Annotated in this window: 19 protein-coding genes; 9 read left to right on the forward strand and 10 right to left on the reverse strand. The window is 68.5% G+C overall.

Annotation, left to right across the window (positions count from 1 at the left end):
* The first annotated feature begins 855 nt into the window (after positions 1–855).
* Positions 856–1,446 carry a hypothetical protein gene (locus J7F03_RS12165; RefSeq protein ID WP_214948756.1) on the forward strand — a complete coding sequence of 197 codons (591 nt, stop codon included), beginning with the start codon at positions 856–858 and terminating at the stop codon, positions 1,444–1,446.
* Positions 1,447–1,708: 262 nt separating this feature from the next.
* Here J7F03_RS12165 and J7F03_RS12170 read toward each other — a convergent pair whose 3' ends face one another.
* Positions 1,709–2,149: a hypothetical protein gene (locus J7F03_RS12170; RefSeq protein ID WP_214948758.1), complete on the reverse strand. Its 441-nt coding sequence runs from the start codon at positions 2,147–2,149 to the stop codon at positions 1,709–1,711.
* A gap of 67 nt (positions 2,150–2,216) precedes the next feature.
* On the opposite strand from J7F03_RS12170, the gene J7F03_RS12175 reads away from it, so the two are divergent.
* From J7F03_RS12175 to J7F03_RS12200, 6 genes are all read left to right on the forward strand, one after another.
* Positions 2,217–3,380 (forward strand): acyltransferase, encoded by a 1,164-nt coding sequence (locus J7F03_RS12175; RefSeq protein ID WP_214948759.1) that lies wholly within the window; start codon positions 2,217–2,219, stop codon positions 3,378–3,380.
* Positions 3,377–4,657 (forward strand): acyltransferase, encoded by a 1,281-nt coding sequence (locus J7F03_RS12180; protein ID WP_214948760.1) that lies wholly within the window; start codon positions 3,377–3,379, stop codon positions 4,655–4,657. The genes J7F03_RS12175 and J7F03_RS12180 overlap by 4 nt, the downstream gene beginning before the upstream one ends.
* 198 nt (positions 4,658–4,855) lie before the next feature.
* A complete protein-coding gene (locus J7F03_RS12185; RefSeq protein WP_214948761.1) occupies positions 4,856–5,890 on the forward strand; it encodes a glycosyltransferase family 2 protein in 1,035 nt (344 codons plus the stop codon).
* A 43-nt stretch (positions 5,891–5,933) separates the two neighbouring features.
* Complete coding sequence (locus J7F03_RS12190) at positions 5,934–8,312, forward strand: hypothetical protein (protein ID WP_214948762.1); 2,379 nt, start codon at positions 5,934–5,936, stop codon at positions 8,310–8,312.
* 555 nt (positions 8,313–8,867) lie between these two features.
* Positions 8,868–9,938, forward strand: coding sequence for an acyltransferase (locus tag J7F03_RS12195; protein ID WP_251071807.1), 1,071 nt, complete (start codon positions 8,868–8,870; stop codon positions 9,936–9,938).
* Positions 9,939–10,168: 230 nt separating this feature from the next.
* Complete coding sequence (locus tag J7F03_RS12200) at positions 10,169–10,675, forward strand: hypothetical protein (RefSeq protein ID WP_214948763.1); 507 nt, start codon at positions 10,169–10,171, stop codon at positions 10,673–10,675.
* Positions 10,676–10,771: 96 nt separating this feature from the next.
* Here J7F03_RS12200 and J7F03_RS12205 read toward each other — a convergent pair whose 3' ends face one another.
* The 3 genes from J7F03_RS12205 to J7F03_RS12215 form a co-directional block, all read right to left on the reverse strand.
* Positions 10,772–12,277, reverse strand: a complete 1,506-nt coding sequence (locus J7F03_RS12205; RefSeq protein ID WP_214949058.1) for an ISL3 family transposase — start codon at positions 12,275–12,277, stop codon at positions 10,772–10,774.
* A 171-nt stretch (positions 12,278–12,448) separates the two neighbouring features.
* Positions 12,449–14,719, reverse strand: a complete 2,271-nt coding sequence (locus J7F03_RS12210; protein ID WP_214948765.1) for a DPP IV N-terminal domain-containing protein — start codon at positions 14,717–14,719, stop codon at positions 12,449–12,451.
* Positions 14,720–14,762: 43 nt separating this feature from the next.
* Positions 14,763–15,431, reverse strand: a complete 669-nt coding sequence (locus tag J7F03_RS12215; RefSeq protein ID WP_214948767.1) for a DUF4097 family beta strand repeat-containing protein — start codon at positions 15,429–15,431, stop codon at positions 14,763–14,765.
* 223 nt (positions 15,432–15,654) lie between these two features.
* On the opposite strand from J7F03_RS12215, the gene J7F03_RS12220 reads away from it, so the two are divergent.
* On the forward strand, positions 15,655–16,416 hold the full coding sequence (locus J7F03_RS12220) for a helix-turn-helix domain-containing protein (RefSeq protein ID WP_214948770.1): 762 nt from the start codon (positions 15,655–15,657) through the stop codon (positions 16,414–16,416).
* A gap of 103 nt (positions 16,417–16,519) precedes the next feature.
* On the opposite strand, the gene J7F03_RS12225 is transcribed toward J7F03_RS12220, so the two are convergent.
* From J7F03_RS12225 to J7F03_RS12230, 3 genes are all read right to left on the reverse strand, one after another.
* A complete protein-coding gene (locus J7F03_RS12225; protein WP_214948772.1) occupies positions 16,520–18,175 on the reverse strand; it encodes an FG-GAP-like repeat-containing protein in 1,656 nt (551 codons plus the stop codon).
* 99 nt (positions 18,176–18,274) lie between these two features.
* Positions 18,275–18,397, reverse strand: a complete 123-nt coding sequence (locus J7F03_RS41975) for a hypothetical protein (protein ID WP_285440436.1) — start codon at positions 18,395–18,397, stop codon at positions 18,275–18,277.
* 18 nt (positions 18,398–18,415) lie between these two features.
* Positions 18,416–19,549, reverse strand: coding sequence for an epoxide hydrolase family protein (locus tag J7F03_RS12230; protein ID WP_214948774.1), 1,134 nt, complete (start codon positions 19,547–19,549; stop codon positions 18,416–18,418).
* Between the two features lie 63 nt (positions 19,550–19,612).
* On the opposite strand from J7F03_RS12230, the gene J7F03_RS12235 reads away from it, so the two are divergent.
* The gene (locus tag J7F03_RS12235) at positions 19,613–20,584 is read left to right on the forward strand and encodes a YafY family protein (protein ID WP_214948776.1); all 972 of its coding nucleotides are present in this window, start codon (positions 19,613–19,615) and stop codon (positions 20,582–20,584) included.
* Here the strand turns inward: J7F03_RS12235 and J7F03_RS12240 are convergent.
* From J7F03_RS12240 to J7F03_RS12250, 3 genes are all read right to left on the reverse strand, one after another.
* Complete coding sequence (locus J7F03_RS12240) at positions 20,551–21,354, reverse strand: gamma-glutamyl-gamma-aminobutyrate hydrolase family protein (protein WP_214948778.1); 804 nt, start codon at positions 21,352–21,354, stop codon at positions 20,551–20,553. The genes J7F03_RS12235 and J7F03_RS12240 overlap by 34 nt on opposite strands.
* Positions 21,355–21,418: 64 nt before the next feature.
* Positions 21,419–22,360 (reverse strand): FkbM family methyltransferase, encoded by a 942-nt coding sequence (locus tag J7F03_RS12245; RefSeq protein ID WP_214948780.1) that lies wholly within the window; start codon positions 22,358–22,360, stop codon positions 21,419–21,421.
* 15 nt (positions 22,361–22,375) lie between these two features.
* On the reverse strand, positions 22,376–23,212 hold the full coding sequence (locus tag J7F03_RS12250; protein ID WP_214948782.1) for a methyltransferase domain-containing protein: 837 nt from the start codon (positions 23,210–23,212) through the stop codon (positions 22,376–22,378).
* Between the last annotated feature and the right edge of the window lie 3 nt (positions 23,213–23,215).

Consider the following 23,215-nt stretch of genomic DNA (forward strand, 5'->3'; position numbering starts at 1 on the left):
TTTAGACCGAAGCGCTACCTAACACCAGCGTGCTTCTCAACCAACCCGCAACAACCCCAGGTCAACCCACCCCCAGCCCCACGCAACCCGTTCTCACACGACCTGCAACACCCCAGCTCACCAGGCACCCGAGACACCAACAACCCTCCCCCTCAGCGACACATCATCAGCCCAGCCCGGCGCGAGACAGGCCTGGGTTCACCCGCGCGTGGGCGAACCCAGGCCGTGGCCGGTTCATCCCGGCCGGATGAACCGCACAGAAAATCCGTGTCAGAAACTCGGGCGAATCCCATAGTAGGGACCAATAATCTTTGCGAGTTTCCGCTGGATTGACCGCAGCAATCTGATTGTCGACGCGTCATCACGTCCTGTGGTGGTAGACCACTCAGTACCCGAGCCCACCAAATCACTCACGAATACAATCTCGGATGCCAGCAGCATGCGCGCCCAGTCCGCTGGCGCCAAACTTGCATCCTCGCTGAGCGATTTTCCCAACCTCTCAGTTTCGCTTACGAGGTCGCGTGCATTGCGAAACCCCATACCGAACGCCATCTCGTCACTACACCTAGCCGGTCCGCTCCATTCAAGCAAGGATCGCCGCAGTAGTGCAATCTCCGCCGATTCAAGAATCACGCTCGGCGCCAGAAAGTTATTAGACATCAGGTGAGCCCATCCCAGTAGGAATCAAGGTTAGTCGGCTTAAATATTGTCCCAGCGTCAGGATCCATGGGATTGTGAATTACGACCGTTTTACCGTCCGGCCCAAGGTACGCCTTACGATTACCGCTAAGATCCTTCGTCTTTGCCGGGCTTGTCATGACCTCTTCCGCGAGGCGCGCAAGGTCTTTCGTGCTCATGCCAGGGAAGTCGCCCGCATGCTTACCGCCTGCGTGCCCTGCCCTGCGCAAGGCCGACGGCAACTGGACCACCTTCGGTGAGGTTGCCGCCGTCGCCGGACCGATCGGCACCGTGACCTCGATCGCCACCGCCAGCGCGGCCGGCCAGCTCCAGGTCGCGGCCGTCAGCGGCGGCAAGGCCTACCACACCATCCGCAACACCACCGGCAACTGGGGCACGTGGGGCAACGTCGCGCAGGCCGCCGGCGCCACCGGCCCCATCAACTACATCGCCATGGCCGGCGTCGGGGATGACGCCCACATCGTCACCTCCACCGACAGCGGCGCCAACCAGTACCACGCCATGCGCAAGGCCAGCGGCAGCTGGGACCCCTTCACCAGCCTGAGCGGCGTCCTGGGCACCATCACCACCAGGTCCGTCAGCACCACCCACGTCAACGGCGAACTGCAGGTCGCCGTCGTCACCACCGCCAACCAGCCCCTGCACACCATCCGCCACGCCGACCGCACCTGGGCCCCCACCACACCGGTACCCGTCACCGGCATCAAGGGCAACCCCGGCAACATCACCATCACCGGCACCCTCTAACACCGGGCCGTCCCTGGCCCTCCCCGCTCGGCTCCGCCGACCGGGGAGGGCCGACGTCCTTGACCATGGACAACATCTCGGGGTGCGGGGCCGCGTGAACCCCGACCTGGTGCAGGGCGCGGCCCCGGTCGGGTCCATGTCCCTGGCATTCAGACCCGCACTGAGCTACCCCATGAGCGCCTCGCCTCCACGGATGCGCCCACAAGACCGACGGCCTCCTGCGTCTCTTCCGGAGCAGGCGCCATAGCGGGCCTTGATGCCTTCAGCGGGTGCTGCAGGGCGTCTGGGTTCCGGTGCCGAGGTGGTCTGCGAGGGCGAAGAGACATAGCCGCACGAGCTCGGGAAGGTGGCCGCCCTTCTGGAACAAGTCCATGAGGTAGAGCTCTCGCTCTTCAGCGATCTCTGGAGTGTTGAGGCTGGCGCGACGCTGCGCACGGAAGTCCGCCCACTCGGAGTCCTCGTGCTGGATGGTGCGGGACGCGTTGCGTATCCAGACCGGAAGCAGCCCGTCCACCAGGTTCGGGCACAGTTCGCGCAGCATGCCGATGACCGTGTCCGCGTCGGCGAAGGTGAGCTGCTCGACGAAAAGGAACTCGAAGTGCTCTCGATCACAGGGCGGCGTGGGCCCGTACTCCCCGTAGATGCAGTGCCCATAATGCGTCGAACCGTCATGAAAGTAGGTTATCCGCCGGCGCCTACACACCCCCTCTCCTGGCCCGTCCCACTCCCCGCTGCACGAGGGTTGATTCCGCGTCCGTAAAATCTGCCGGATGGTTGACCACCTGATACCCAACCCATATCGCGCGGATGTTGCGGCACCGGCCTCAACCGCCGCAAAACGTCCGAGACTTGCCGCTTTGGACGGGCTGCGACTTATTGCGGCTCTTATGGTGGTTTTCCATCACTATGTGGGATTTGGCGGCAGCGCCGAGGCCGCCAAGAACGCTTGGACCAAGCCGGTGGACGTGGTCTTCCCCACCGCCTCGTGGCTGGCTTCCTACACCTGGACCGGGGTCGAGTTCTTCTTCATCATCAGCGGCTTCGTCATCTGCATGAGCAGCTGGGGGCGCAGCCTGGGTGAGTTCTTCACCTCCCGGGTGGTCCGGCTCTACCCCGCGTACTGGTTCGCCATCCTGGCGACCACGGTCGTGGTCACGCTCTGGCCGATGGTCGCGCAGCGCCTGAGCCTGCAGGGCGTGCTCGTCAACGCCACCATGCTGCAGGAGCCCTTCGGCGTCGGTTCGGTGGACGCCGTCTACTGGACCCTGTTCGCGGAATTGCGCTTCTACCTGCTGTTCGCCCTGGTGGTGTGGAAGGGCGTCACCTACCGCCGGGTGGTCCTCTTCTGTGCGCTGTGGACCGTCGCCTCGGTGCTGTCCCTCTCCGTACACGCGCCCAAGATGGCCCGGTACATCCTGATACCCGAGTTCTCGCCCTACTTCATCGCCGGCATCGCGATGTACCTGATGCACCGCTTCCGGCCGACCATGCTGCTGTGGGGCATCGTCGCGATCTCGTGGCTGTTCTCGGTTCGCCAGGTCAGCCTCTACAACGAAGGTCTGGCCGTCTACCTCGGCCGGACGATGGACGCCAAGCCGGCGATCGTGCTGATGACGCTGGGCTACCTGGTGATGATCGTTCTCGCCCTCGGCGGGCTGTCCTGGGTACGGGGCAAGTGGCTCACCGTGGCCGGCGCCATCACCTACCCGCTCTACCTGCTCCACGAGGACATCGGCTGGACCGGCATCCGGCTGCTCCGCAACCACCTGTCGCCATGGACCCTGGTCGCCGTGATCACGCTCGGCATGCTCATCGTCTCCTGGCTGGTCCACCGCCTCGTCGAGCGCCCCGCCGCCGCGATCCTCAAGCGCGGCCTCACCGACGGCCTCACCTCCCTCCGCCGCAACTCCCCCACGGCGAAGGAACTCGGGTGAGATGGTCCCACGGCAGCGTTGCCGATCTCCTGACAGGCCGGAACAACAGCATGGGCCTGCTCCGTCCATGTCTTTCCATAGCGGTGCTCGTCGCTCACGCACGCATCCTGGGCTTCGACCGGGCGGAGTTCGGCCACTCCTTCACCCACGGCCAGACCGACCTGGGTAAATGGGCGGTCTACGGATTCTTCATCCTCTCAGGGATCCTCGTCACCCGCAGCGGTGCCCGCCTCCCACTCGGCCGGTTCCTCTGGCACCGGGCACTGCGCCTACTGCCGGGCCTGTGGGTGTGTCTGTTCCTCACCGCGTTCCTAGCGGCCCCGCTCGTGTACTGGCGGGTACACGGAACACTGGACGGCTTCCTGGGCCATTCGCACGGCCCGCTCGAGTACCTGCGGTCGAACTGGCGAGTCGCGCTTCACCAGCTGGACGTATCGGATGCCATGGCAGACGCGGTCCAGGCCGGCCTCGCACACGACGGCGGCATCAACGGGGCGCTGTGGTCGCTGTACAGCGAGGTCTTCTGCTACTTAGGTATCGCCGTGCTGGCCGTGACCGGGGTCCTTACCCGGGCTCGCCGGGTCGTCTTGGTGGGCGCCCTCGTTCTGGGATGGCTCGTCATCCGCCAGGCGGGATCCGGCCGGTTCTGGGCGGGCCCGCAGGACAGCTCCTATCCCCAGTACTTCTTCATCCCGCTGTTCGGATCGCTCAACCCGGGGTGGATCATCTACCTCGGATTCGCGTTCGCCCTGGGCGCCGTCATCGAGATGTACAAAGAACGCATCGCCGTCAGCGACGCCCTCGGGATCATGTCACTGCTGGTCCTGCTCGCCGGCGCACGCTACGGATACCTCTTCGTCGTAGGCCTGCCCGCTTTCGCCTACCTCCTGGTATGGCTCGCGGTACGCCTCCCAGCGCCCTTTCGCCGGATCGGTGCACGCCACGACTACTCGTACGGCATCTACATCTACGGCTTCGTCTGCCAGCAAGTACTCCTCGTCTACGGTTTCGCCCGCTGGGGCCTGATCCCCTACCTCGCCGCGTGCCTCGCACTGACCACTGTGCTTGCCGTGCTGTCCTGGCACTGCGTCGAACGCCCCGCGATGCGACTCAAGGACGTCTGGAAACCCGGCCCGACACCAACGCAGACAAAACCAGCCGACCAGCCAGGCCCCACCACGCCCCCGGGGTCGTGGGCTCGCCAACAGCACCCGCCGTCCGACAGCAGCCTCGCAACCGATCCCGACACGGTGAGCGCCCGGCAATCCCAGGTCTGACTGCGTGACAGCGGTACCCGTGAGTACTTTGTCGCGGCGTAAAGGGACCTGTGTCACCCCACGGGCCGCACGCTAAGCAGCTGATATGATCATGGGAATCGTATCCAGGCATTCGCCTGATTCACATCTGGATGGGCCGTCGGTTCGCTCCGAGCCTTTTTCGACGCTCTTATTGGTATTGGGGACAGACGGCCAGTCATGCACGACGCAACAGTCTCGACGCGCAACGAGTCCGGACCTCCGCATCCCACGCTGTCGGTCGTCATCCCGATATACAACGAGCAAGAGGCGTTGCCGCTGACCGTGGCCCGGCTGCGTCCGATCTTGGACGGGCTGGGCGTGGACTACGAGGTCGTCGGCATAGACGACGGCAGCACCGATGCCACCCCGTTCATCCTGCAGAAGATCCGCCAGGACTGGCCCGAGCTGCGCATCGTTCGCTTCTCCCGCAACTGCGGGCACCAGGCCGCGCTGACGGCGGGCATTCACCGGGCCTACGGCGCGTATGTCGTCAGCATCGACGCGGATCTGCAGGATCCACCGGAGAAGATCGCGGAGATGTTCACGCTGGCCCGCGAGCAGGACCTGGACATCGTCTACGGGGTGCGCGGAGACCGCGGTACCGACACGTTCTTCAAGCGGCGCACGGCCGGAGCTTATTACTGGCTGATGCGTAAACTCGTCGGCAAGGACATGCCGAACCAGGCCGGCGACTTCCGTCTCCTGAGCCGGGCAGCCGTCGACGCGCTGAAGTCCCTGCCTGAGCACCAGCCGGTCTACAGGCTCCTCGTGCCGTGGCTCGGCTTCCGCAGCGGCGAGGTCGTCTACGTCCGCGAGGAGCGGGTCGCCGGCAGCACGCACTACCCGCTGTCCAGGATGGTGCGCCTCGCCCTCGACAGCATCACGAACTTCTCCGCGGCCCCGCTGCGTCTCGCGACCTGGCTCGGCCTGCTGAGCTTCCTGGTTTGCTTCTTCCTGGCGGTCTACACGGCTCTGCAGCACACGTTCGGCTCGACCGTGCCCGGCTGGTCCTCGCTGTTCATCGGCATGCTCTTCATCGGCGGTGTCCAGCTGATCTGCGTGGGCCTGCTGGGTGAGTACATCGGGCGGATCTACTCCGCCGTCCAGGCCAGGCCGGCCTACTTCATCGGCTACGACTCCGCGGCGCAGGACGGCACCGAGGGAGCCGAGACCCCCGCGGCAGGCTCCAAGACCTCTGCGTACGCGGCCTGATCCCGAGACGGCCCAGGCGCGACGGGCGAGGAGAGACAACAGCATGGCTACCACCACGATCGCCGCCTCTGAGCGGGAGGCCGCCCACGCCGACCGGGCCCAAGCCGGAAGGGCCCTCGGGCACGGGTTCCGGCCGTTCCTGCCGGGCATCGCCGCCTACCTGGTGCTCGTGGGGCTGCTGTTGCTGGCCGATACCTCCGTGAGTGACATAGCCAGGTACACGGGCTACGCGCTCTGGGGCGTCATGCTCCCGGGCACCCTGGTGTTCCGGGCACTGCGCCGCCACCCGCACACCCTGGTCGAGGACCTCGCGTTCGGTGTAGCCACCGGGCTCGCCCTGGAACTGGCCGCCTGGTACGTCCTGGTCTCGCTCGGAGTCCAGTCGCTCGCCACCGCCTGGCCGCTCCTCGTGGTGATCCTCTTCCTCGCGGTTCCGGGCTTGCGCAAGCACTGGCGTCCTCGTGGCTACGCCCCCACGTCCCCCGGCTGGTCCTGGTCGGTCTCCGGGCTGGTCATGTTCACCGGTGCGTACTTCTACCAGGACTTCCTGTCGAAGTACCCGGCCCTGTCCGACACGGAGACCTCGCGGATCTTCGGCGATCTGCCGTACATGCTGTCGCTCGCCGCGAATGCGAAGAGCAACGCCCCCCTGACCTTCCCCCAGGCAGCCGGCGAACCGCTCCATTACCACTGGTTCTCCTTCGCCCACATGGCCATGACCTCCATGGTCGGCCACATCGACCTGCCCGTAGTCCAGACCCGGCTCATGGTCCCCGCACTCACCGCGCTCGCCGTGGTGCTCACCGCCGTGGTGGCCCGACGGCTCACCGGCCGTGCCTGGGCCGGGCCGCTGGCCGCCGTCCTGCTCTTCGTCGTCACCGAGTTCTCGGGCGTCTACCCGAACAACGTGGACACCTGGACCCTCGGCGCCGCGTCCGTCCGGCTGATGTACTGGTCGAGCCAGTCCTACACCTACAGCCAGCCTCTCCTGATCGCGCTGATGGGCGTCATCGGTGAGGCATTGCTCCGACGCGGCCGGGGAGCCGAGAGCACGCCCGACGCTGTTCCTCCGCTCGGCCGCGGACTCTTCGTCCTGGCCGCCGCGTTCGCGCTGGCCTCCAGCGCGGCCAAAGCCAGCACGCTGCCGGTCACCATCGCCGGACTGGCCCTCGCCGGACTCGTCCTGCTCATCACCACCCGCCGCGTCCCGTGGACGGTGGTCGGACTCGGTACGATCCTCGGCCTCGCCCAGCTCTTCGCGACGGCGGTGATCTTCAAGTTCGAGACCTACGGCCTGCGGGTGATACCGCTGGGCAACCTCGCCCCCTTCTGGTCCGACCAGCAGAACAAGCGACCCGAGCTGGTCCAGGCCCTGGTGGCCGGGGCGGCGGTGTTCGCGTTCGTACTTCACCACCAGATCAAGCTGGTCGGCATGATCCCGCTGATCTGGCGCAGACGGTTCAAGCTCGACCCCCTCCAGTGGTTCCTGCTGGGTGCCACCGTGGCGGGACCTTGCGCGTACTTGCTGGTTCACGGATACAACGCCAGCTACTTCACCATGGCCTCCCTGCCGTTCGGAGCGGTCCTCTCGGCCTGGGGCTTCTGCGAGGCCTTCGACCGCGCCGCGCTGCCCCGCCGGGCCAAGGCGGCGCTCGCCGTGGGCACCGTGGCCTTCATCGCACTGCTCACCTACGTGATCTACCGCTACTCGGCCGGGTGGAGGGCCTACGTCGTACGCGAGTTCGCCGACGGCGACCCACACAAGACCTACGCCCTGCTGCTGCCCCTCCTTCTCGCGGGCGCGGCGTTGGCCGCGGTCCTGCTCGTCTGCACCCTCCTGTGGTGGGCCGCCGGCCGGGTACTACCCGCACTGCGCGGCCGGGGCTCCGTCGTGCTGATGACCGTGGTCCTAGCGGCGGGCGCACCGGGCGTATTCCACGACGCTCTCCAATCCCGCAAGGACTGGTGGCACGGTTCCTGGACACTGCCCGCATCCCAAGTCGATGCGGCGCGCTGGATCCGCGCGCACAGTAACCCCAAGGACGTGTTGGTCACCAACAGCCACAGCTGGGAATGGAACCTCTCCCACGGGCCGAGTTCCGAGAACACCCGCTCAATGTGGCTCAGCGCCTACTCCGAGCGGTCGGTCCTGATCGAGGGCTGGGCCTATGCGCCCCGGATGGTGGCACTGACCCACGGCGCCAGCGCGTACGACGGCCTGTTCTGGGACCAAGACCTCTTTAAAATCAACGAGGCCTCCGTATACCAACCCACCGCGGCCATCCTGCACCGGCTGCACGACGAATACCGGGTCCGCTACATCGTGGTCCTCCGTGCGATGGGCACCGAGTCACCACACCTGGGAGAACTCGCAGAGAAGGTGTTCGACAACCAACGAGTCGGCATCTACCGAATCCAGTAACCGACCGACGCCAACGCCAGGTACAGAGGTGGGCACAGCAACGAGCGCCCGCTCCAAACCCCGCCACATCGTCCACATCCAAGCGCAGCCGGCGCCGCACCTCGCCTCAGTCGATGGTCTGCGCTGACCTCGGCCACCAGGGTTTGGCGGTTCAACGTCAAAAACGTCAGTAGGTTCGACCCAATAGCCGGGTGATCTTCATACGCATCAGGGCCGGGCGGCGGTGAGCCCTCCCTGTCAGCCGTGGCAGAGACATCCCGCTTTGTCGGGTTAGAGTCAGAAGGCCCAAATAGGAGTTCCCCCGTCGGAACGATCATCGGCGGCGCCCCCGCGCTGGTCGACGCCTCCCACCAGCTCCGCGACAAGGGCCCTCGGCACGCGTTCGTGGTCCACGACGACATCCATCGGCCAGACCGCATGCGCCGCGGCCGCCCGGCGCAGGTTCTTAGTAGCATCTGCGAGATGTTGTCCCCTCTCATACCCAGCCCGACTCCTGAGGCTGTTCCAGCGCCCGCGCCCGCGCTGGCCGCCCGGAAGCGTCCGAGACTGGCCGCCTTGGATGGGCTGCGCCTGATCGCCGCGCTCATGGTGGTCTTCCACCACTATGTGGGGTTCGGGGGTGGTGCCACAGCTTCCGAGAACGCCTGGGCTAAGCCGGTCGATGTGGTCTTCCCCACAGCCTCCTGGCCGGCCTCGTACACCTGGACCGGGGTCGAGCTCTTCTTCATCATCAGCGGCTTCGTGATCTGCATGAGTAGTTGGGGCCGCAGCCTGGGCGACTTCTTCACGTCCCGTGTGGTGCGGCTCTATCCCGCGTATTGGTTCGCTGTCCTGGCCACCACGGCGGCGGTCACTCTCTGGCCGGTGGTTGTCCAGCCGCTGGGCGCGAAGGACGTGCTCCTCAACCTCACCATGCTGCAGGAAGCGTTCAAGGTCAGCTCGGTCGATGCCGTGTACTGGACCCTCTGGGTCGAGATCCGCTTCTACCTGCTGTTCGCCCTGGTGGTGTGGAAGGGCGTCACCTACCGCCGGGTGGTCCTCTTCTGTGTGCTGTGGACCGTCGCCTCGGTGCTGGTCACCGCTGGGCGGGCGCCACTGGCCAACTACGTCCTCATGCCCGAGTACTCTCCGTACTTCATCGCCGGTGTGGCGATGTACCTGATGTACCGCTTCAAGCCGACCCTGCTGCTCTGGGGCATCATCGCGATCTCGTGGCTCTTCTCGGTCCGCCAGGTCACCCTCTACAACGACGGCCTGGCCGGCAGCCTCGGCCGGACGATGGACGCCAAGCCCGCCATCGCGCTTATGACCCTCGGCTATCTGGTGATGCTCGCGCTCGCACTCGGCAAGCTCTCCTGGGTCCGCGGAAAGTGGCTCACCGTCGCCGGCGCCACCACGTACCCGCTCTACCTCCTCCACGAGCACATCGGCTGGACCGGAATCCGCCTGCTGCGCCACGACCTCTCGCCCTGGGCGCTGGTCACTGTGATGACAGGTGGCATGCTCACCGCCGCCTGGCTGGTCCACCGCTTCGTCGAACGCCCCCTTGCCGCCATCCTGAAGCGCAGTCTCGCCCGAGCCCTCGAGCCCCTGCGCCGCCCCTCGGGCACAGGAACGGGTACTTAAAAAGCCTTTTGTCCTGGCAGGCGTGTTGGGTAACTGGCACGCCGCCGGCGACTTTGGGCGGATCGTGCGGGCGTGTGAGGATCCGTTCGTGGAGTGCGATGCGGGCGGGCGGGCGGGCGGGCGATGTGGCGATGGCCGGTGCCGCCGACTGCGTGGGAAGAGGAGACCTGTCGGTCAGCTTGAGATCTAACTCGTAGGAGCCCTCGACGCTTGGCTCGCATACTGGTCCGATGAGTCCGATTTCCACACACCATCGGTTCCGGGACCCACGCAGCACGAAGTACGACTTCCTCACGTCTGTCCTCGTGCGCTGCCCCGGATGCGAGAAGGTCGCACACGTCGGGACAGCACCAGACACGGCCGGTGGGCACGACCAGGACCCCTTCGTACCAAGGCGTCTCGTTTGCCAGAACTGCGGGACGGCGAAGGAATGGAGCCGTGGATATGTGGCCTTTCACCGGGACCCGTGCGAGCCAGCCACGGACCCGTACTTCGACGTCCGTCTGTGGCTGCAGACCGAGACCCGGCACGGGTGGGTGTGGGCCTACAACCTGGAACACCTGGACCTGATCAGGCGATTCGTGCAGGCACCGCTGCGTGAAGGGATTCCCTGGCACGACCACGGCCGAAAGATGACCGTGGTGGCCCGCCTGCCTGCCTGGATGCAGCAAGCCAAGAACCGCGACGAGGTGCTGCGGGCCATCGCCCGCATCCATGCCTCACTGCTCCGCACCTGATCCAGGAGCACTGAGCTTGTCGCTTATCCCGTGACGCGTCTGAGGAGACTGTAAAACGTTCGGCTCTGTGCCGTAGTCGGTGGTGACGTTCCGTTGTCACGGCAGGAGGATGCGGTGACGGAGGAGATCGAATCCTGCTCGGCCATGCATCTGCCGCATGATCCTCTTGGTGCGGGTGTTGACGCCTTCGGTACGGCCGTTGTGATAGGGCAGGGTCAGGCCGGCGTTGACGGCAGCGCGGTCGAGTTCCAGGCCGTTGCAGAAGCTGTGCAGGTGGGGCAGGTCGGCTGCACGGACGGCGGCGATCCACTCGGTGAGCCGGGCGTCGTTGCCCTTCGCCGGGGTCAGTAGCTGGGCGAATGTGCCGACGACTCGGGCGAGTTCGGCTGTCTCGGGGCATGCGGTGGTGAGGGTTGCCAGGAGGGTGGTGTCCTTGGTCCACAAGTGTTCGGGGTGTGTGAGCAGGAGCCGGGTCGCGTGGCGCGGGGTGATCACCGGCCGGTTGCCCTCGGCTCGTCCCTGGGTGAGGTAGCGGACCAGGAGGTTGTGGCTGCCGGTATAGCCCTGGGCTTTGATCTCGCGGAACAGCTGGGTGACGGCCACTGCGGGCTCGGCCGCACGTCGAATCCGTAGGTGCTCGCGGTAGGGGTCGACCAAGGTGGTCCGGTAGCGGGGCGCGATGCGGTCGGCCGAGGGTTCGGGGATGCGGGAGTAGCGCTTGACGGTGTTCAGGGTCAGGTCGAGGCGGCGGGCGCATTCCAGCAGTCCGACGCCCTGTTGGAGGAGATCGTGGACCTGGTGCCAGCGCTCGCGGATCGTCTGTTCGTGGACCCCGCCGGGGCGGGCCGGGTTGACCGTGGCCCAGCACGAGGCATGGGCCCGTACTTCGGCCAGGACCTTGTCGCACAGATTCCGCCACAGGTGCCATCGGTCGCTGACCTGCACCGCGTCGGGCAGGGCCCGGCGGATCGCCTCGGCGTAGGTGGCCGAGCCGTCCCGGCACACGGTCTCGATGCCGGGGTGCTCGAGCAGCCAGGCTTCCAGACCGGCGGCCTCGCGGCCGGGCAGCACGTCGATGCGCTCGCCTGTTTCGGCGTCGATGATGATCGTGGCGTACCGGTGCCGGCGGCGCAGGGCGAAGTCGTCGACCTCGACCACTCGCGGGGTTCGCACCGGGGGTATGGGGATGCGCCGCAGCAGGCGCAGGGCGGTGGCGAACGACATGGGCACGGCCAGGGAGTGGGTGAGCCGGGCAGCCGCCCGGCCGCATAACTCCTTCACCACCGCACAGACCTGGCCGGTCAGGCGCGTGGTGCGGCGCTGAAGACGCTCCATCAGCCCGGGGACCTGTTCACGGAAGGTCTGGCGTCGGCATTCCAGGACCGGGCAGACCAGGCGTCGCACCTGGACGTGGACCACAACCTTGCGGCCGTCGACCGGCACATCCGCCATGGTCCGGCTGTGGTATCCGTGGACTTTCCCGGTCAGCACCCCGCACACCGGGCAAGGCGAGGGAACATCCCGGGTCCGGGCCGCGACCCGGATCACCTCACCGTCATCGGCCACCTCCTCGATGACCAACGCTGAGAGCCCCGAAAACACAGTTGCCACAAGGCAGTTGAGATCTCGCATGTGATGTCAACGAAACCCGTCACGTGCCGTCACCACCGACTACGGAACAGAGCCGTTCGTTTGACAGACCCGCACCTGAGGTTGTCGCTGATGGATTTGCGCAGCTGCTCGGTGGCCGTGGTTCCTCGTGGGGTGTCGGGCTCAGGCGAAGAGTTCGGGGCCGAGGGGGATGGGGGTCGGGCGGTAGGCGGGGGGCTGGGTGCCCATCAGTTCGCGTACCAGGAAGTCCCAGCCGCGCTTGCGGACGTAGGTCAGGCAGTCGATGAAGGTGTGCTCGGCGCCGGGGACTATGACCAGCTCGAAGTCCTTGTCGGCGGCGATGAGGCGGTCGGCCAGGCGCAGTGTGTGGTGCGGGTGGACCTGGTCGTCCAGTTCGCCGTGGATGAGGAGGAGTTTGCCTGTCAGGCGGTCGGCGAGGTCCACATTGGACGTGCGGGTCCAGGCTTCGGGGTTGTCCGCGCCGTCGTAGGTCTCCACGAAGCCCAGGTTGAAGTGGCGGGCGTCGTGGGAGCCGGAGAGGGCGACTGCGGCCTTGTACACCTCGGGGAAGTCCAGCATCGCCCGTGCTGTGGCGAAGCCGCCTCCGGAGTGGCCGAACGCGCCCACGCGGTCCAGGTCCATCCACGGCCGGGTCTCGGCCAGTTGGCGGAGGGCCGCAACGTGGTCGGCCAGGCAGCCGGCGTCGGCCAGGTGTCCGTAGGAGGCGTCGTGGAAGGATTTGCTCCGGCCCGGGGTGCCGCGCCCGTCGAGTGCCACCACTGCGAAGCCCAGTGCCGCGAGGGGTTCCGCGTCGAGGCCCATGCCGCCGGGGTCGAAGCAGGGGGCGACCCGGGTGACCTGCGGGCCGGGGTAGAGGTTGTCCACCACCGGGTAGCGCTGGGCGGGGTCGAACCCCCGGGGGTGGTACAGGACTCCGTAGATGTCCGTCACGCCGTCGGCCGCCTTGACGCGGAACCGTTCCGGCGGCGTCCAGCCGGTGGCGGTGAGCTTGGTGATGTCGGCGCGCTCCAGCTCGACCAGGACCTGTCCTGACCAGTCACGGACCGTCGACACCGGCGGGGTGTCGACCGTGGACGCGGAGTCTATGAAGTACTGCTGGTCGGCGGGGATGGTGACGATGTGGTCCAGGTCGTCGTCGGTGACCTTGGCGAAGGCGGAGCCGTCCAGGCCCACCCGGCACACCGTGCGCCGGTACGGGTCCTCTTCGACCAGGCCGGAGGCGGTGAAGTACACGACCCGCTCGGCCTCGTCGACGCGCAGGATCTGCCGCACCGCCCACTGTCCGGAGGTGACCTGCCCGAGCAGCTCGCCGGTGCGCAGGTCGTAGCGGTACAGGTGGCCCCAGCCGTCCCGCTGCGAGTACCACAGCACCTCGTCGGCCAGCACTTGCACGATCGGCGGCTCGTACATCCACTGGTTGGGCTCCACGCGGGTGGCCCCGGTCTCGCTGAGCACCGTGGTGACCTCGCCGGTGACCGGGTCGAGCCGGTGCAGGGTGAGCGTGCACAGGTCGCGGGGCCGGTCGAGGTAGTACACCGCCGAGCCGTCCGGGGCCCACCACGCCCACTTGATCGTGATCGGCGACAACTGCGGCATGAGCAGCGGCTCGGCCTGGGCGCGGAGCACCGTGCCCGCGGCGATGTCCAGCACGACCAGCTCGGCCTGCGGCATCGTCTCGTCCCCGGGGTGGGCGTACCGCTGGGTGTGCAGGAGGGGCGCGCCGCCGTCGGCGGGCCTGGCCTCCACGAGGTGGGTCTGCCGGACGCCGCGCTCGTCGGTTCGATGCGCCAGCACCTTCGTCGAGTCGGGGGACCAGGCCACCGCGGGCGGCAGGTGCGGCAGGCCGATCTTGCGCAGCAGGGTGGCGTTGCTCGTGCAGTCCGGGCCGGAGCCGTAGCGGTGGTCGCTCTCGCCGTCGGTGGTCAGCGCCCACTCGCGGCCGTCGGACAGCGAGCGCGCCCACAGGTCGTGCCCCCGCTGGGACACCGCGATCTTCTGGTCGGGTGACGGCACGTCCAGCGGGCTGCCCGGCGGCGTGAACTCGGCCGGCTCGCAGGCGTAGCCGTCCAGGCCGCAGCGCCAGTACGCGTCGAACGCGGCGAACTCCACGGCGTTGCCGTTCTCGGGCAGTTCGATGGCCATGAACGGCAAGGCCTCGGGGTCGACCTGCCGGCCGGATGCGGTGGCCAGCGCGGCGGCGAGCCGGGTGTGGTCGAAGGCCGGTTCGCGGGTGCCCGCCGCCGGGTCGACCAGGACGAACCGCCTGCCGACGCCATTGTTCACGGCGTACCAGAAGCGGGCGCCTCCCTCGATCCACTGCGGCCTGACCTTGTCGCCGGTGACGAGCTCGCCGGGGCGGGCGGGCCGGCGCAGGAGTCGCTCCGCGGCCTGGTAGTCCTCAGTGGTGCTCATTCTTCTTGTCCTTCCTTGACGGTCCGGTCCTCAGAGCTGCGGGTCACAGGCTGCGGGCGGTGATGTCGCCGTAGCCGGTGGTCGCGTGGATGTTCAGGTCGGCGGCGGCGCCGTCGGTGTTCTTCAGCGCGTTGTGGATCCGGCCGTAGGAGGTGCCGGCGTCCAGGGAGGCGGAGACTCCGCGGGCGGCGCCGACCGAGATCTCGCCGGCCTCGGTGCGCAGTGTGACCGTGCCGCGCACGGCCTCGGCGATGTTGAGGTCGCCCTTTTGCGTGCTGATCTCCGCGGGGCCGCCCAGGCGGCCGACCGAGACGTCCCCGGCGAGGAGGGTGAGGCGGGCGCTCGCGGTCTCGTCGAGCTTGACCGCGGCTTGCGCGCCCTCGAAGGCGACGTCGCCGAGGCGTCCGACGCCCCGGAACTCGGCGCCGGCCGCTTTCGCCTCGACGCGGGATCCGGCGGGCAGCTGGATGGTCACTTCGATGGAGCCGGAGGAGCCGAGGAGCTGGTTCTTCGCCGAGGCCTCGATCCGCAGGACTCCGTCGCCGTATTCGACCGTGGTCTGCTCCGCCGCCTTCACGTCGCGGCTCTTCGAGGCGTCCGCGGGCAGGACCTCGACCGTGGTGTCGGCCCGGTCGGCGGCGATGAACCGGATGCGTCCCGCGGGGATGTCGAGGACGGCGGAGATGGGGGCGGGGGTGTCGAACTTCTGCATCGCGCTTTCCTTCGTTTCGTTGTTTCCGTTGATGGAAAAGCTACGTTGCATTCAGAGATGCTTCAACATGTTCGTTGCGCATGATTGATATATATGCAGGTCAGAGCCGGCAAATCGTTGCAATGGTCTTTGAGATGAATGCAACGAAGGCGGTCTGGCCGTTGCAATGAACTGAAGGTGAACGCTATGCTGGAGGCACCAAGGAGAACCGGAGGAGACTGTGATGCCGGGAGGCAGACTCACCCAGCAGGAACGCCAGCAGATCGCGCTGGGGCTGGCCGACGGCCTCGCCTACGCGGAGATCGCCAGACGCCTCGACCGCCCCACCTCGACGATCACGCGCGAGGTGATGCGCAACGGCGGCGCCACCGCGTACCGCGCCGACCTGGCCCACCGTGCCACCGAACGCCGCACCCAGCGGCGCGGGCAGGCCCCGCCCCGAGGGGCGGAGGCGCCCCCGCAGGCCTACGGACGCGACGCCGAGGCCGTGCGCGCGTACGAGGAGACGTTCACCAGCGTCCTCATGGCTTCGGGCATGCCCAAGATGATGGCCCGGGTGATGGCCTGCCTCACCCTCACCGACGCCGGCAGTCTCACCGCGTCCGAACTCGTCCAGCGGCTCCAGGTCAGCCCGGCGTCCATCTCCAAAGCGATCACGTTCCTCGAGAGCCAGGCCTTCATCCGCCGGGAACGCGACGAACGCCGCCGCGAGCGCTACCTCGTCGACGACGACGTCTGGTACCAGTCCATGATGGCCAGCGCCCGTGCCGCCACCCACCTCGTCGAGATCGCACGACAGGGCGTCAACGTCCTCGTCCCCGACACCCCGGCCGCCACCCGCCTCGAGAACATCGCCCGCTTCCTCGACTTCGTCAGCGAGAGCATCACCCGCGCCGCGGAGCAGGCCCGCGACATCCTCCACACGAAAACCGAACCGCCCTCAGGCGGCGCCGTCAGCGTGCCTCCAACCACCGGCACCGCTTGACCGGGGCGACGATCACCCGCGGTGTCGCAGCGTTCGTCCGGATCGCACGCGAGCTCGGGACGATGCGGCTCTGCGGCCTCGGGCGACCGCCTCCTCACGTCCCTCAGAAGAGCAGTTCCCCTGCCGGGTAGCCGGTGCCGGCCTTGACGGGAGCCGCGAATCCGCCCGTGCCGTTGCCCTTCAGCAGGAAGAGACCGCCCGCGGTGTCGCGGGCCAGCAGGTCCGCCTTGCCGTCGGAGTTCACATCGCCCGGGTGGGTCATCGCGTCATAGCCGGCGAGTCCGGAGGCGACCTTCAGCCGGGGGGCGTAGCCTCCGGACCCGTTGCCCTTGTACAGGTACAGGTCGCCGACGGAGTCCCTGCCCAGCAGATCCGTCTTGCCGTCGCCGGAGAAGTCCCCGGGCGAGAACAGCAGGTCGTAGATGTTCCAGCTGTTTCCGATCTTGACCGGGGCGGCGTAGGCGCTGCCCCCGCTGCCCGTGTGGAGCCACAGATCACCGCCGGCGTCACGCGTGATCAGGTCCGCCGTGCCGTCGCCCGAGAAGTCCCCGGGCGAGACGAGGAGGTCGTGTGGCGACCAGCCGGTGGCCGCCTGGACCCGGGTGGCTCCTGTGTACGCGTGGCTCGCGTCGGCCGGGTAGTGCCACAGCGTGCCGTTCCCGTCGAGGGCGGCGAGGGTGGTGGTGCCGGGCAGCCGGACCACCTCCTTCATGCCGCTCCAGCCGCTGCCGGTCTTGCACGCGGCGGCCAGGGTGCCGTCACCACGGGCGGTGTAGCGGAAGAGGGCGCCGGAGCTGTCGCGACGAAAGAGGGCACCGGTCGCGGGGGCGAACGTCGCGCAGTCGGCCCAGGAGGCGGCGCCGCGAACCATCCGGTGGTCCGAGACCACGGAATCCGGCGGGAGTACATCGCCCACGGGGGACTGGAAGTGCTTGGAGCTGAAGAAGAGGTAGTCGAGCTTCTTGTCCTCGCGGGTGGGCTCGCCCGAACGGCAACGCGGGTCCGTGCCCACCGCGCAGGCCGCCGGGTCGAAGAACTCGGTGTCGGTCTCGTCGGCCTCGATGAAGGTGCCGTGGGCGCCGTCGTCGACGCCCGGGTCGTAGAACTCGCTCAGCGGTGCCGTGCGGGGGCCCGCGTTGAAGTCGCCGCCCAGCACCACCGGTATGCCCTGGTCCTGCCAGGTCTTGGCCTGCGCCGCGAGCTTCTTCGCCTCCAGCAGGCGTATGGACGGATCCCTCCAGTACAGGTGCACCGAGCAAGCCCAGTTCACCCGGTTCTGTATGTAGTTCCTGACGCACGGGACCTTGACCGGCTCGACCTCGCCGCCCACGGTCAGGTCCAGTTCCAGGGTCTCGGTGACCGGGCCCCGGACGAAGACCGCGTTGCCGTAGTCGGCGCCTGCGCAGGAGGGGTCGGCGCCGGTGAGGGTCGCGCTGTACATGCCTTTGAATCCGAGCGGCCCCAGCCTCGCGAGGATCTTGTCGTACTGCGGGCGGCAGACCTCCTGGAGGAAGATCTGGTCGGCGTTCCAGGTGGAGACGGACGCCTGGGCGACGACAGTGTCGATCCGCTTCTCGTCGTCGTACCCCTCCAGTTGGTCGCCGCATTCGTGGCCGCAGATGTTGTAGCTGACGAACCGCAGGGGCGGTGCGGTGGAGGCGGTGACCGTGTCGGCGTGGGCCGGGAGTGCCAGGGCCACGGCGCCGGCCAGGGCGAGGGCCGCCGAACCGGCGGCGGCCCGGAGGGTCTTGTGACGCATGACGGGACTCCAGTGGTGCGAGAACTGTGGGGACGGCCAGGGTAGGTGTGTCCGGAGACCGGCCGAAGGGCCGGGGGGCACCCCTGTCCGGTGGGTCGGCTACCAGTTGGTGCCGATGCCGCCCTTGCCGTCGCCCGTCACGTCCGCGACGCCCGCCAGGTCGTGCGTGCCGTCCCCGTTGGAGCCGAACCGGCCGGCCGACGTGGGAGGTTTCTCGACCACGTCGGCCAGGAGGGCGGGTCAGGCGAAGAAGGCGCGGACTTCGGTGATGAAGGTCTGCGGCTGTTCCAGGGCCAGGAAGTTGCCGCCGTGCTCCAGCTCGGTCCAGTGGGTGATGTTGTGGTCGCGCTCGGCGAAGCGACGGATGGCGATGTCGGTGGGGAGGGCCACGGCGACGCCGGTCGGGACGGTGCCGCGCGGCTTGGGGGCCCAGGCGCTCGGGTCGTGGCCCGACTCGTAGTAGAGGTTCGCCGAGGAGCCGGCCGTGCCGGTGAACCAGTAGACGCTGATGTTGGTCAGCAGGCGGTCGCGGCCCACGGCGTCCTCGGGGAGCTCGGCGGCGGGGTCCGTCCACTCCTTGAACTTCTCGGCGATCCAGGCGAGCTGGCCGACGGGCGAGTCGTGCAGGCCGTGGGCGAGGGTCTGCGGGCGGGTCGACTGGATGGCGACGAAGCCCATCTTGTCCTGCTGGAAGTCCTCCAGCCGGGCGAGGCGCTCCTGCTCCGAGGCGGTCAGCCCGTCGAGTTCGGCGGGGTCCCCGGAGGGGAAGGTGACCAGGCCGTTGACGTGGACGCCGGTGACCCGGCCGGGGGCCTGGCGTCCCATCTCCGCGGCGATCCAGGCGCCGCCGCCCGTTCCCTGGACTCCGTAGGAGGCGTACCCGAGGCGGTCCATCAGCTCGACGAACGCGCCCGCGATGCGGCCGGTGTTCCAGCCGGCCTCGCCGAGCGGGCCGGAGAAGCCGGTGCCGGGCGTGGAGGTCACGATGACGTGGAAGTCCTCCGCCAGCGGCCGGATGACGTCGATGAACTGCACGAACGAGCAAGGCCAGTCGTGCAGGAGGAGCAGCGGGAGGGCCGCCGGGTTCTGCGAGCGGACGTGGAGGAAGTGGATGTTCTGGTGGTCGATCTCGGTCGTGAACTGGGGGAACTCGTTGAGCTCTGCCTCCGCCTTGCGCCAGTCGTAGCCGTCGGCCCAGTACGCGGCGAGGGCCTTGAGGTAGTCGGTGGGCACGCCCCGGCTCCAGCCGGCGCCGGGGATCCCGCGGCTCCAGCGGGTGCGGGCCAGGCGGTCGCGCAGGTCGTCGAGTTCGTCCTGCGGGACGTCGATGCGGAAGGGGTGGATCCGGGCGTCGGTGTTGCTGCTGCTCTCCATGGGTAGGACGATATTCTCGATATAGGAACGATTTCTTCCTAATGACAGAGCGGGCTGAGTTTTGTGATGGATACTTCCGCGCGGTTGCTGCGCCTGCTCTCGCTGTTGCAGACCCCGAGGGCCTGGCCTGGGTCCGAACTGGCCGAGCGGCTCGGGGTGAGCGGCCGTACCGTGCGCAACGACATCGACCGGCTGCGCGAACTCGGCTACCCCGTGGACGCCACGCGCGGAACCACCGGCGGCTACCGGCTGGGCGCGGGCGCCGCGATGCCGCCGCTGCTCCTCGACGACGAGGAGGCGGTCGCGGTGACGGTCGCGTTGCGTACGGCGGCGCAGGGCTCGGTCCCCGGCACCGAGGAGACCTCGCTGCGGGCGCTGGGCAAGCTGGAGCAGGTGCTGCCCTCGCGGTTGCGCCGGCGGGTGCGGGCGCTGGCCGCGTACACCGTGGCGGTGCCGGCGGACCGCCCGGTGCCGGTCGTCTCCGCGGACGTGCTGACCACGCTGGTCTCCGCCTGCCGCGACCGGGAACGGCTGCGCTTCGACTACCTGGACCACGCGGGCTCACCCACCCGACGCACCGTGGAGCCGTACCGCGCGGTGAACTGGGGGCGGCGCTGGTACCTGGTGGCGTGGGACGTCGAGCGGGAGGACTGGCGGACCTTCCGGGTCGACCGGATCCGGCCCCGCACCCCGGCCGGACCGCGCTTCCCCCCACGCGAGCCGCCCGGCGGCGACCTCGCGGCGTACGTCTCCCGGCGGGTGTCGGGGGCGGCTTGGCGCCACCACGCGCGGGTGACCGTGCACGCGCCCGCGGCGGCGGTGATCGAGCGGATCAACCCGGCGGTCGGCACGGTCGAGGCGCTCGACGCCGATACCTGCGTGCTGGTCACCGGCGGCGACACCGTGCAGACCATCGCCGTGCACCTGGGCATGCTCGACTGCGACTTCGAGGTCACCGAGCCGGCGGAACTGGTCGACCACCTGCGCCGGCTGGCGGGCCGTTACGCCCGCTCCACCCCTCCGCCGGCCGGCTGAGCGGAAACCGCGTGGCCGTCGGGCCGGCCCGGCGCGCATCTTCCGCTGAGGGGCGCCGGGCCGCCGGTGGCCGCGGTGGCCAGGGCTTCGGACAGGCGGAAGTCGTCGGTGGCCTCCGGATGCCATTGGACGCCCAGGACGAAGGGGGCGCCCGGTAGTTCCACCGCCTCGATCGTGCCGTCCTCCGCGTGGGCGCAGGCGCGTAGGGCCGCGCCCGGATCGGCCACGGCCTGGTGGTGGTAGGTGGCCACCTCGACCGGCTCCGGGTGGAACGTCGCGAGCAGGGTGCCCGCCGCCGGGTGCACGGTGTGGCGGCCGAAGGCGCCCGGCCGGCCGGAGTGGCCGTCGTGGCCCACCCGGTCCGGCACGTGCTGCTCCAGGGTTCCGCCGAGGGCGACGGCGAGCAGCTGGGCACCCCGGCAGATGCCCAGCAGGGGGATGCCCCGTTCCAGCGCGGCTGTGATCAGGGCGAGTTCCCAGTCGTCCCGGCCGGGGGACGGCGGGCCGCTGCGGGGGCCGCGGGCGGCTCCGTAGCGGGCGGGGTCGACGTCCGGGCCGCCGGGGACGACCAGGGCGTCGATCCGGGCGACGGCCGCGGCGGCCAGGGCCGGGTCGGCCGGCGGGAGCAGCCCGACGAGGCCTCCGCCCTCGCGCAGCCAGTGGGTGTAGCCGTGCGGGACGAGGTCGGCCGGCAGGTCCCAGGCGCCCCATCGGGCCTGCTCCCGGTAGGTGCTGACGCCGATCAGCGGCCGGCGCGTCGAGGCGCTCACCGTGGCCCGCAGGCGGTCGGCGGCGCGTTCGGGACGGGCGCCCGGGCCCCGCGGTCGGCGCCGGTCACGGCGTGCGGCAGGCGTACAGGAACCGCATGTAGTACAGCTCCTCGGGCGTCCAGGTCTGCGGGTCGCACATCCGCTTCTTGCGTTCGGGTGTCAGCCGGACCAGGGCGCCCTTGCTGTGGCGGAAGCCGCGTACCTCGAAGAGGGTCAGGCCGGCGTCCTCGATGATCTCGAAGATCTCCTCGTATCCGGTGTCGACGAGGTAGTCCGGGGTGTGGAGTTCGAGGAAGAGGTGCTGGACCGAGCGGGCCAGGGTGTCGCGCATGCCGCGCAGGACCAGGCCCTCGCCGCCGTGCACGTCGATCTTGGCGACGGTCGGCGACCAGTCGGCGCGCAGGGCCCAGGTGTCCAGGTCGATGCCCGGCACGCTGTGTGACTCGTCCACGGCCGTCTTCTTGCGGCGCTTGACCTGCCAGGTCCGTCCCGGTACGGCGAGCAGGCCGGCCGCCGGGGCGTTGTGGCCGGCGACGATCCGGCGTTCGAAGCCGGTGGCGGAGAGCCGGTCGCGGACGCGCGAGGGCAGGTTGCGCAGCGAGGACAGGTAGTCGCGGCGCCAGTTGGACCATTCCCCGTCGGGTTCGACGGTGCGGCCGTGGAAGGAGACGTCGCCCTCCTTGTCGGTCAGTGCCACCTGGGCCACCCGCACGTCGACGCCGTTGCGGGCGATGTTGCGGTGCATCACGTCGACGTAGGTCGGCTCGGGTTCGAAGGCGACGACGCTCAGGCCCGGTACGTGGCGGGCGGCCCAGCAGGCGAAGAAGCCGTACAGGGCTCCGATGTCGGCGAACTTCGCGCCCGGTTCGCGCAGGGCCGAGGACAGGAGCGAGGCGACGACCGGCTCGTAGGCCTGGCCGGGGACGCAGTCCCGTACGACGCTGAACTCGGGGTCTTCGAAGAGGAACTGGGTTCCCTCGGTGTAATAGGTACTGATCGTGCTCATGGTGGCCCGAGCCCCTTACTTGATAGCGAGAATGCCTTCGAAGGACAGGTACTTCTGGATGGTGACGATGCTGCTGAAGCCGGCTCCGCGCAGCAGGTCGTAGGTGGCTTCGGTGGGCTGCGGGGCCATCACCGAGCGGAGGCTGCGCGCCTTGTTGTAGATCTCGTCGGCGCCGAACCCGTTGTCGAATTTGAACTCGAGGTAGAGCTGCTGGACCATGTCCTGGAGCCGGGAGTCCGGGTAGAGGACCTTCTCGAAGAGGAGCAGGGCGCCGCCTTCGACCAGGCCGTCGCAGATCCGCTCCAGTACCGCCTTGCGCTGGTGGGGCGGCGCGAACTGCAGCGTGTAGTACATGATCACGGCGTTGGCGCCGGAGTAGTCCGTGGTGAGCGCGTCTCCCTGGGTGATCGTCACGTTCTCCAGGTGCGCGCAGTTGGCGCGTGCGGCGCGGACCATGTCGGCTTCGATGTCGATGCCGACCAGGGTGATGTCCTTGCTGGTGGGCTTCTCCGCGATGCCCACGAGCAGGGTGCCGGTGGAGCAGCCGACGTCGATGATCGTGCCGCCCGGCCGGGAGAAGAACTCGACGCACTTGCGGATGAGTTCGTGTCCGTGCAGGTAGAGCGGGACGCTCTTGTTGACGTGTGCGTCGAAGCGGCTGGGGGTGTCCCCGGCGAAGCTCCAGCGGGTGTCGGTGGCGACGATGTCGTCGCCCACGGTGATCTGGCCGCCGGGGGCGCCGCCCGTCCGCGCGGCGGGGAACACCGTCTGCGGGGGTACGGCGCCGAGGGCCGGTGCGGGGATGTCCGCCGGGGCGAGGGTGGCGGCTGCCGAGGTCGTTTTCGTGCTCATCTG

Source organism: Streptomyces sp. ISL-43 (genome assembly GCF_018614195.1).
Classification (GTDB): domain Bacteria; phylum Actinomycetota; class Actinomycetes; order Streptomycetales; family Streptomycetaceae; genus Streptomyces.

Excerpts from the sequence above, each read along its gene's own strand:
- J7F03_RS12165 (WP_214948756.1), top strand. The coding sequence starts at position 856 with ATGCCAGGGAAGTCGCCCGCATGCTTACCGCCTGCGTGCCCTGCCCTG.
- J7F03_RS12190 (WP_214948762.1), top strand. The coding sequence starts at position 5,934 with ATGGCTACCACCACGATCGCCGCCTCTGAGCGGGAGGCCGCCCACGCC.
- J7F03_RS12175 (WP_214948759.1), top strand. The coding sequence starts at position 2,217 with ATGGTTGACCACCTGATACCCAACCCATATCGCGCGGATGTTGCGGCA.
- J7F03_RS12250 (WP_214948782.1), bottom strand. The coding sequence starts at position 23,212 with ATGAGCACGAAAACGACCTCGGCAGCCGCCACCCTCGCCCCGGCGGAC.
- J7F03_RS12215 (WP_214948767.1), bottom strand. The coding sequence starts at position 15,431 with ATGCAGAAGTTCGACACCCCCGCCCCCATCTCCGCCGTCCTCGACATC.
- J7F03_RS12185 (WP_214948761.1), top strand. The coding sequence starts at position 4,856 with ATGCACGACGCAACAGTCTCGACGCGCAACGAGTCCGGACCTCCGCAT.
- J7F03_RS12200 (WP_214948763.1), top strand. The coding sequence starts at position 10,169 with ATGAGTCCGATTTCCACACACCATCGGTTCCGGGACCCACGCAGCACG.
- J7F03_RS12230 (WP_214948774.1), bottom strand. The coding sequence starts at position 19,549 with ATGGAGAGCAGCAGCAACACCGACGCCCGGATCCACCCCTTCCGCATC.
- J7F03_RS12225 (WP_214948772.1), bottom strand. The coding sequence starts at position 18,175 with ATGCGTCACAAGACCCTCCGGGCCGCCGCCGGTTCGGCGGCCCTCGCC.
- J7F03_RS12210 (WP_214948765.1), bottom strand. The coding sequence starts at position 14,719 with ATGAGCACCACTGAGGACTACCAGGCCGCGGAGCGACTCCTGCGCCGG.
- J7F03_RS12220 (WP_214948770.1), top strand. The coding sequence starts at position 15,655 with ATGCCGGGAGGCAGACTCACCCAGCAGGAACGCCAGCAGATCGCGCTG.
- J7F03_RS12245 (WP_214948780.1), bottom strand. The coding sequence starts at position 22,360 with ATGAGCACGATCAGTACCTATTACACCGAGGGAACCCAGTTCCTCTTC.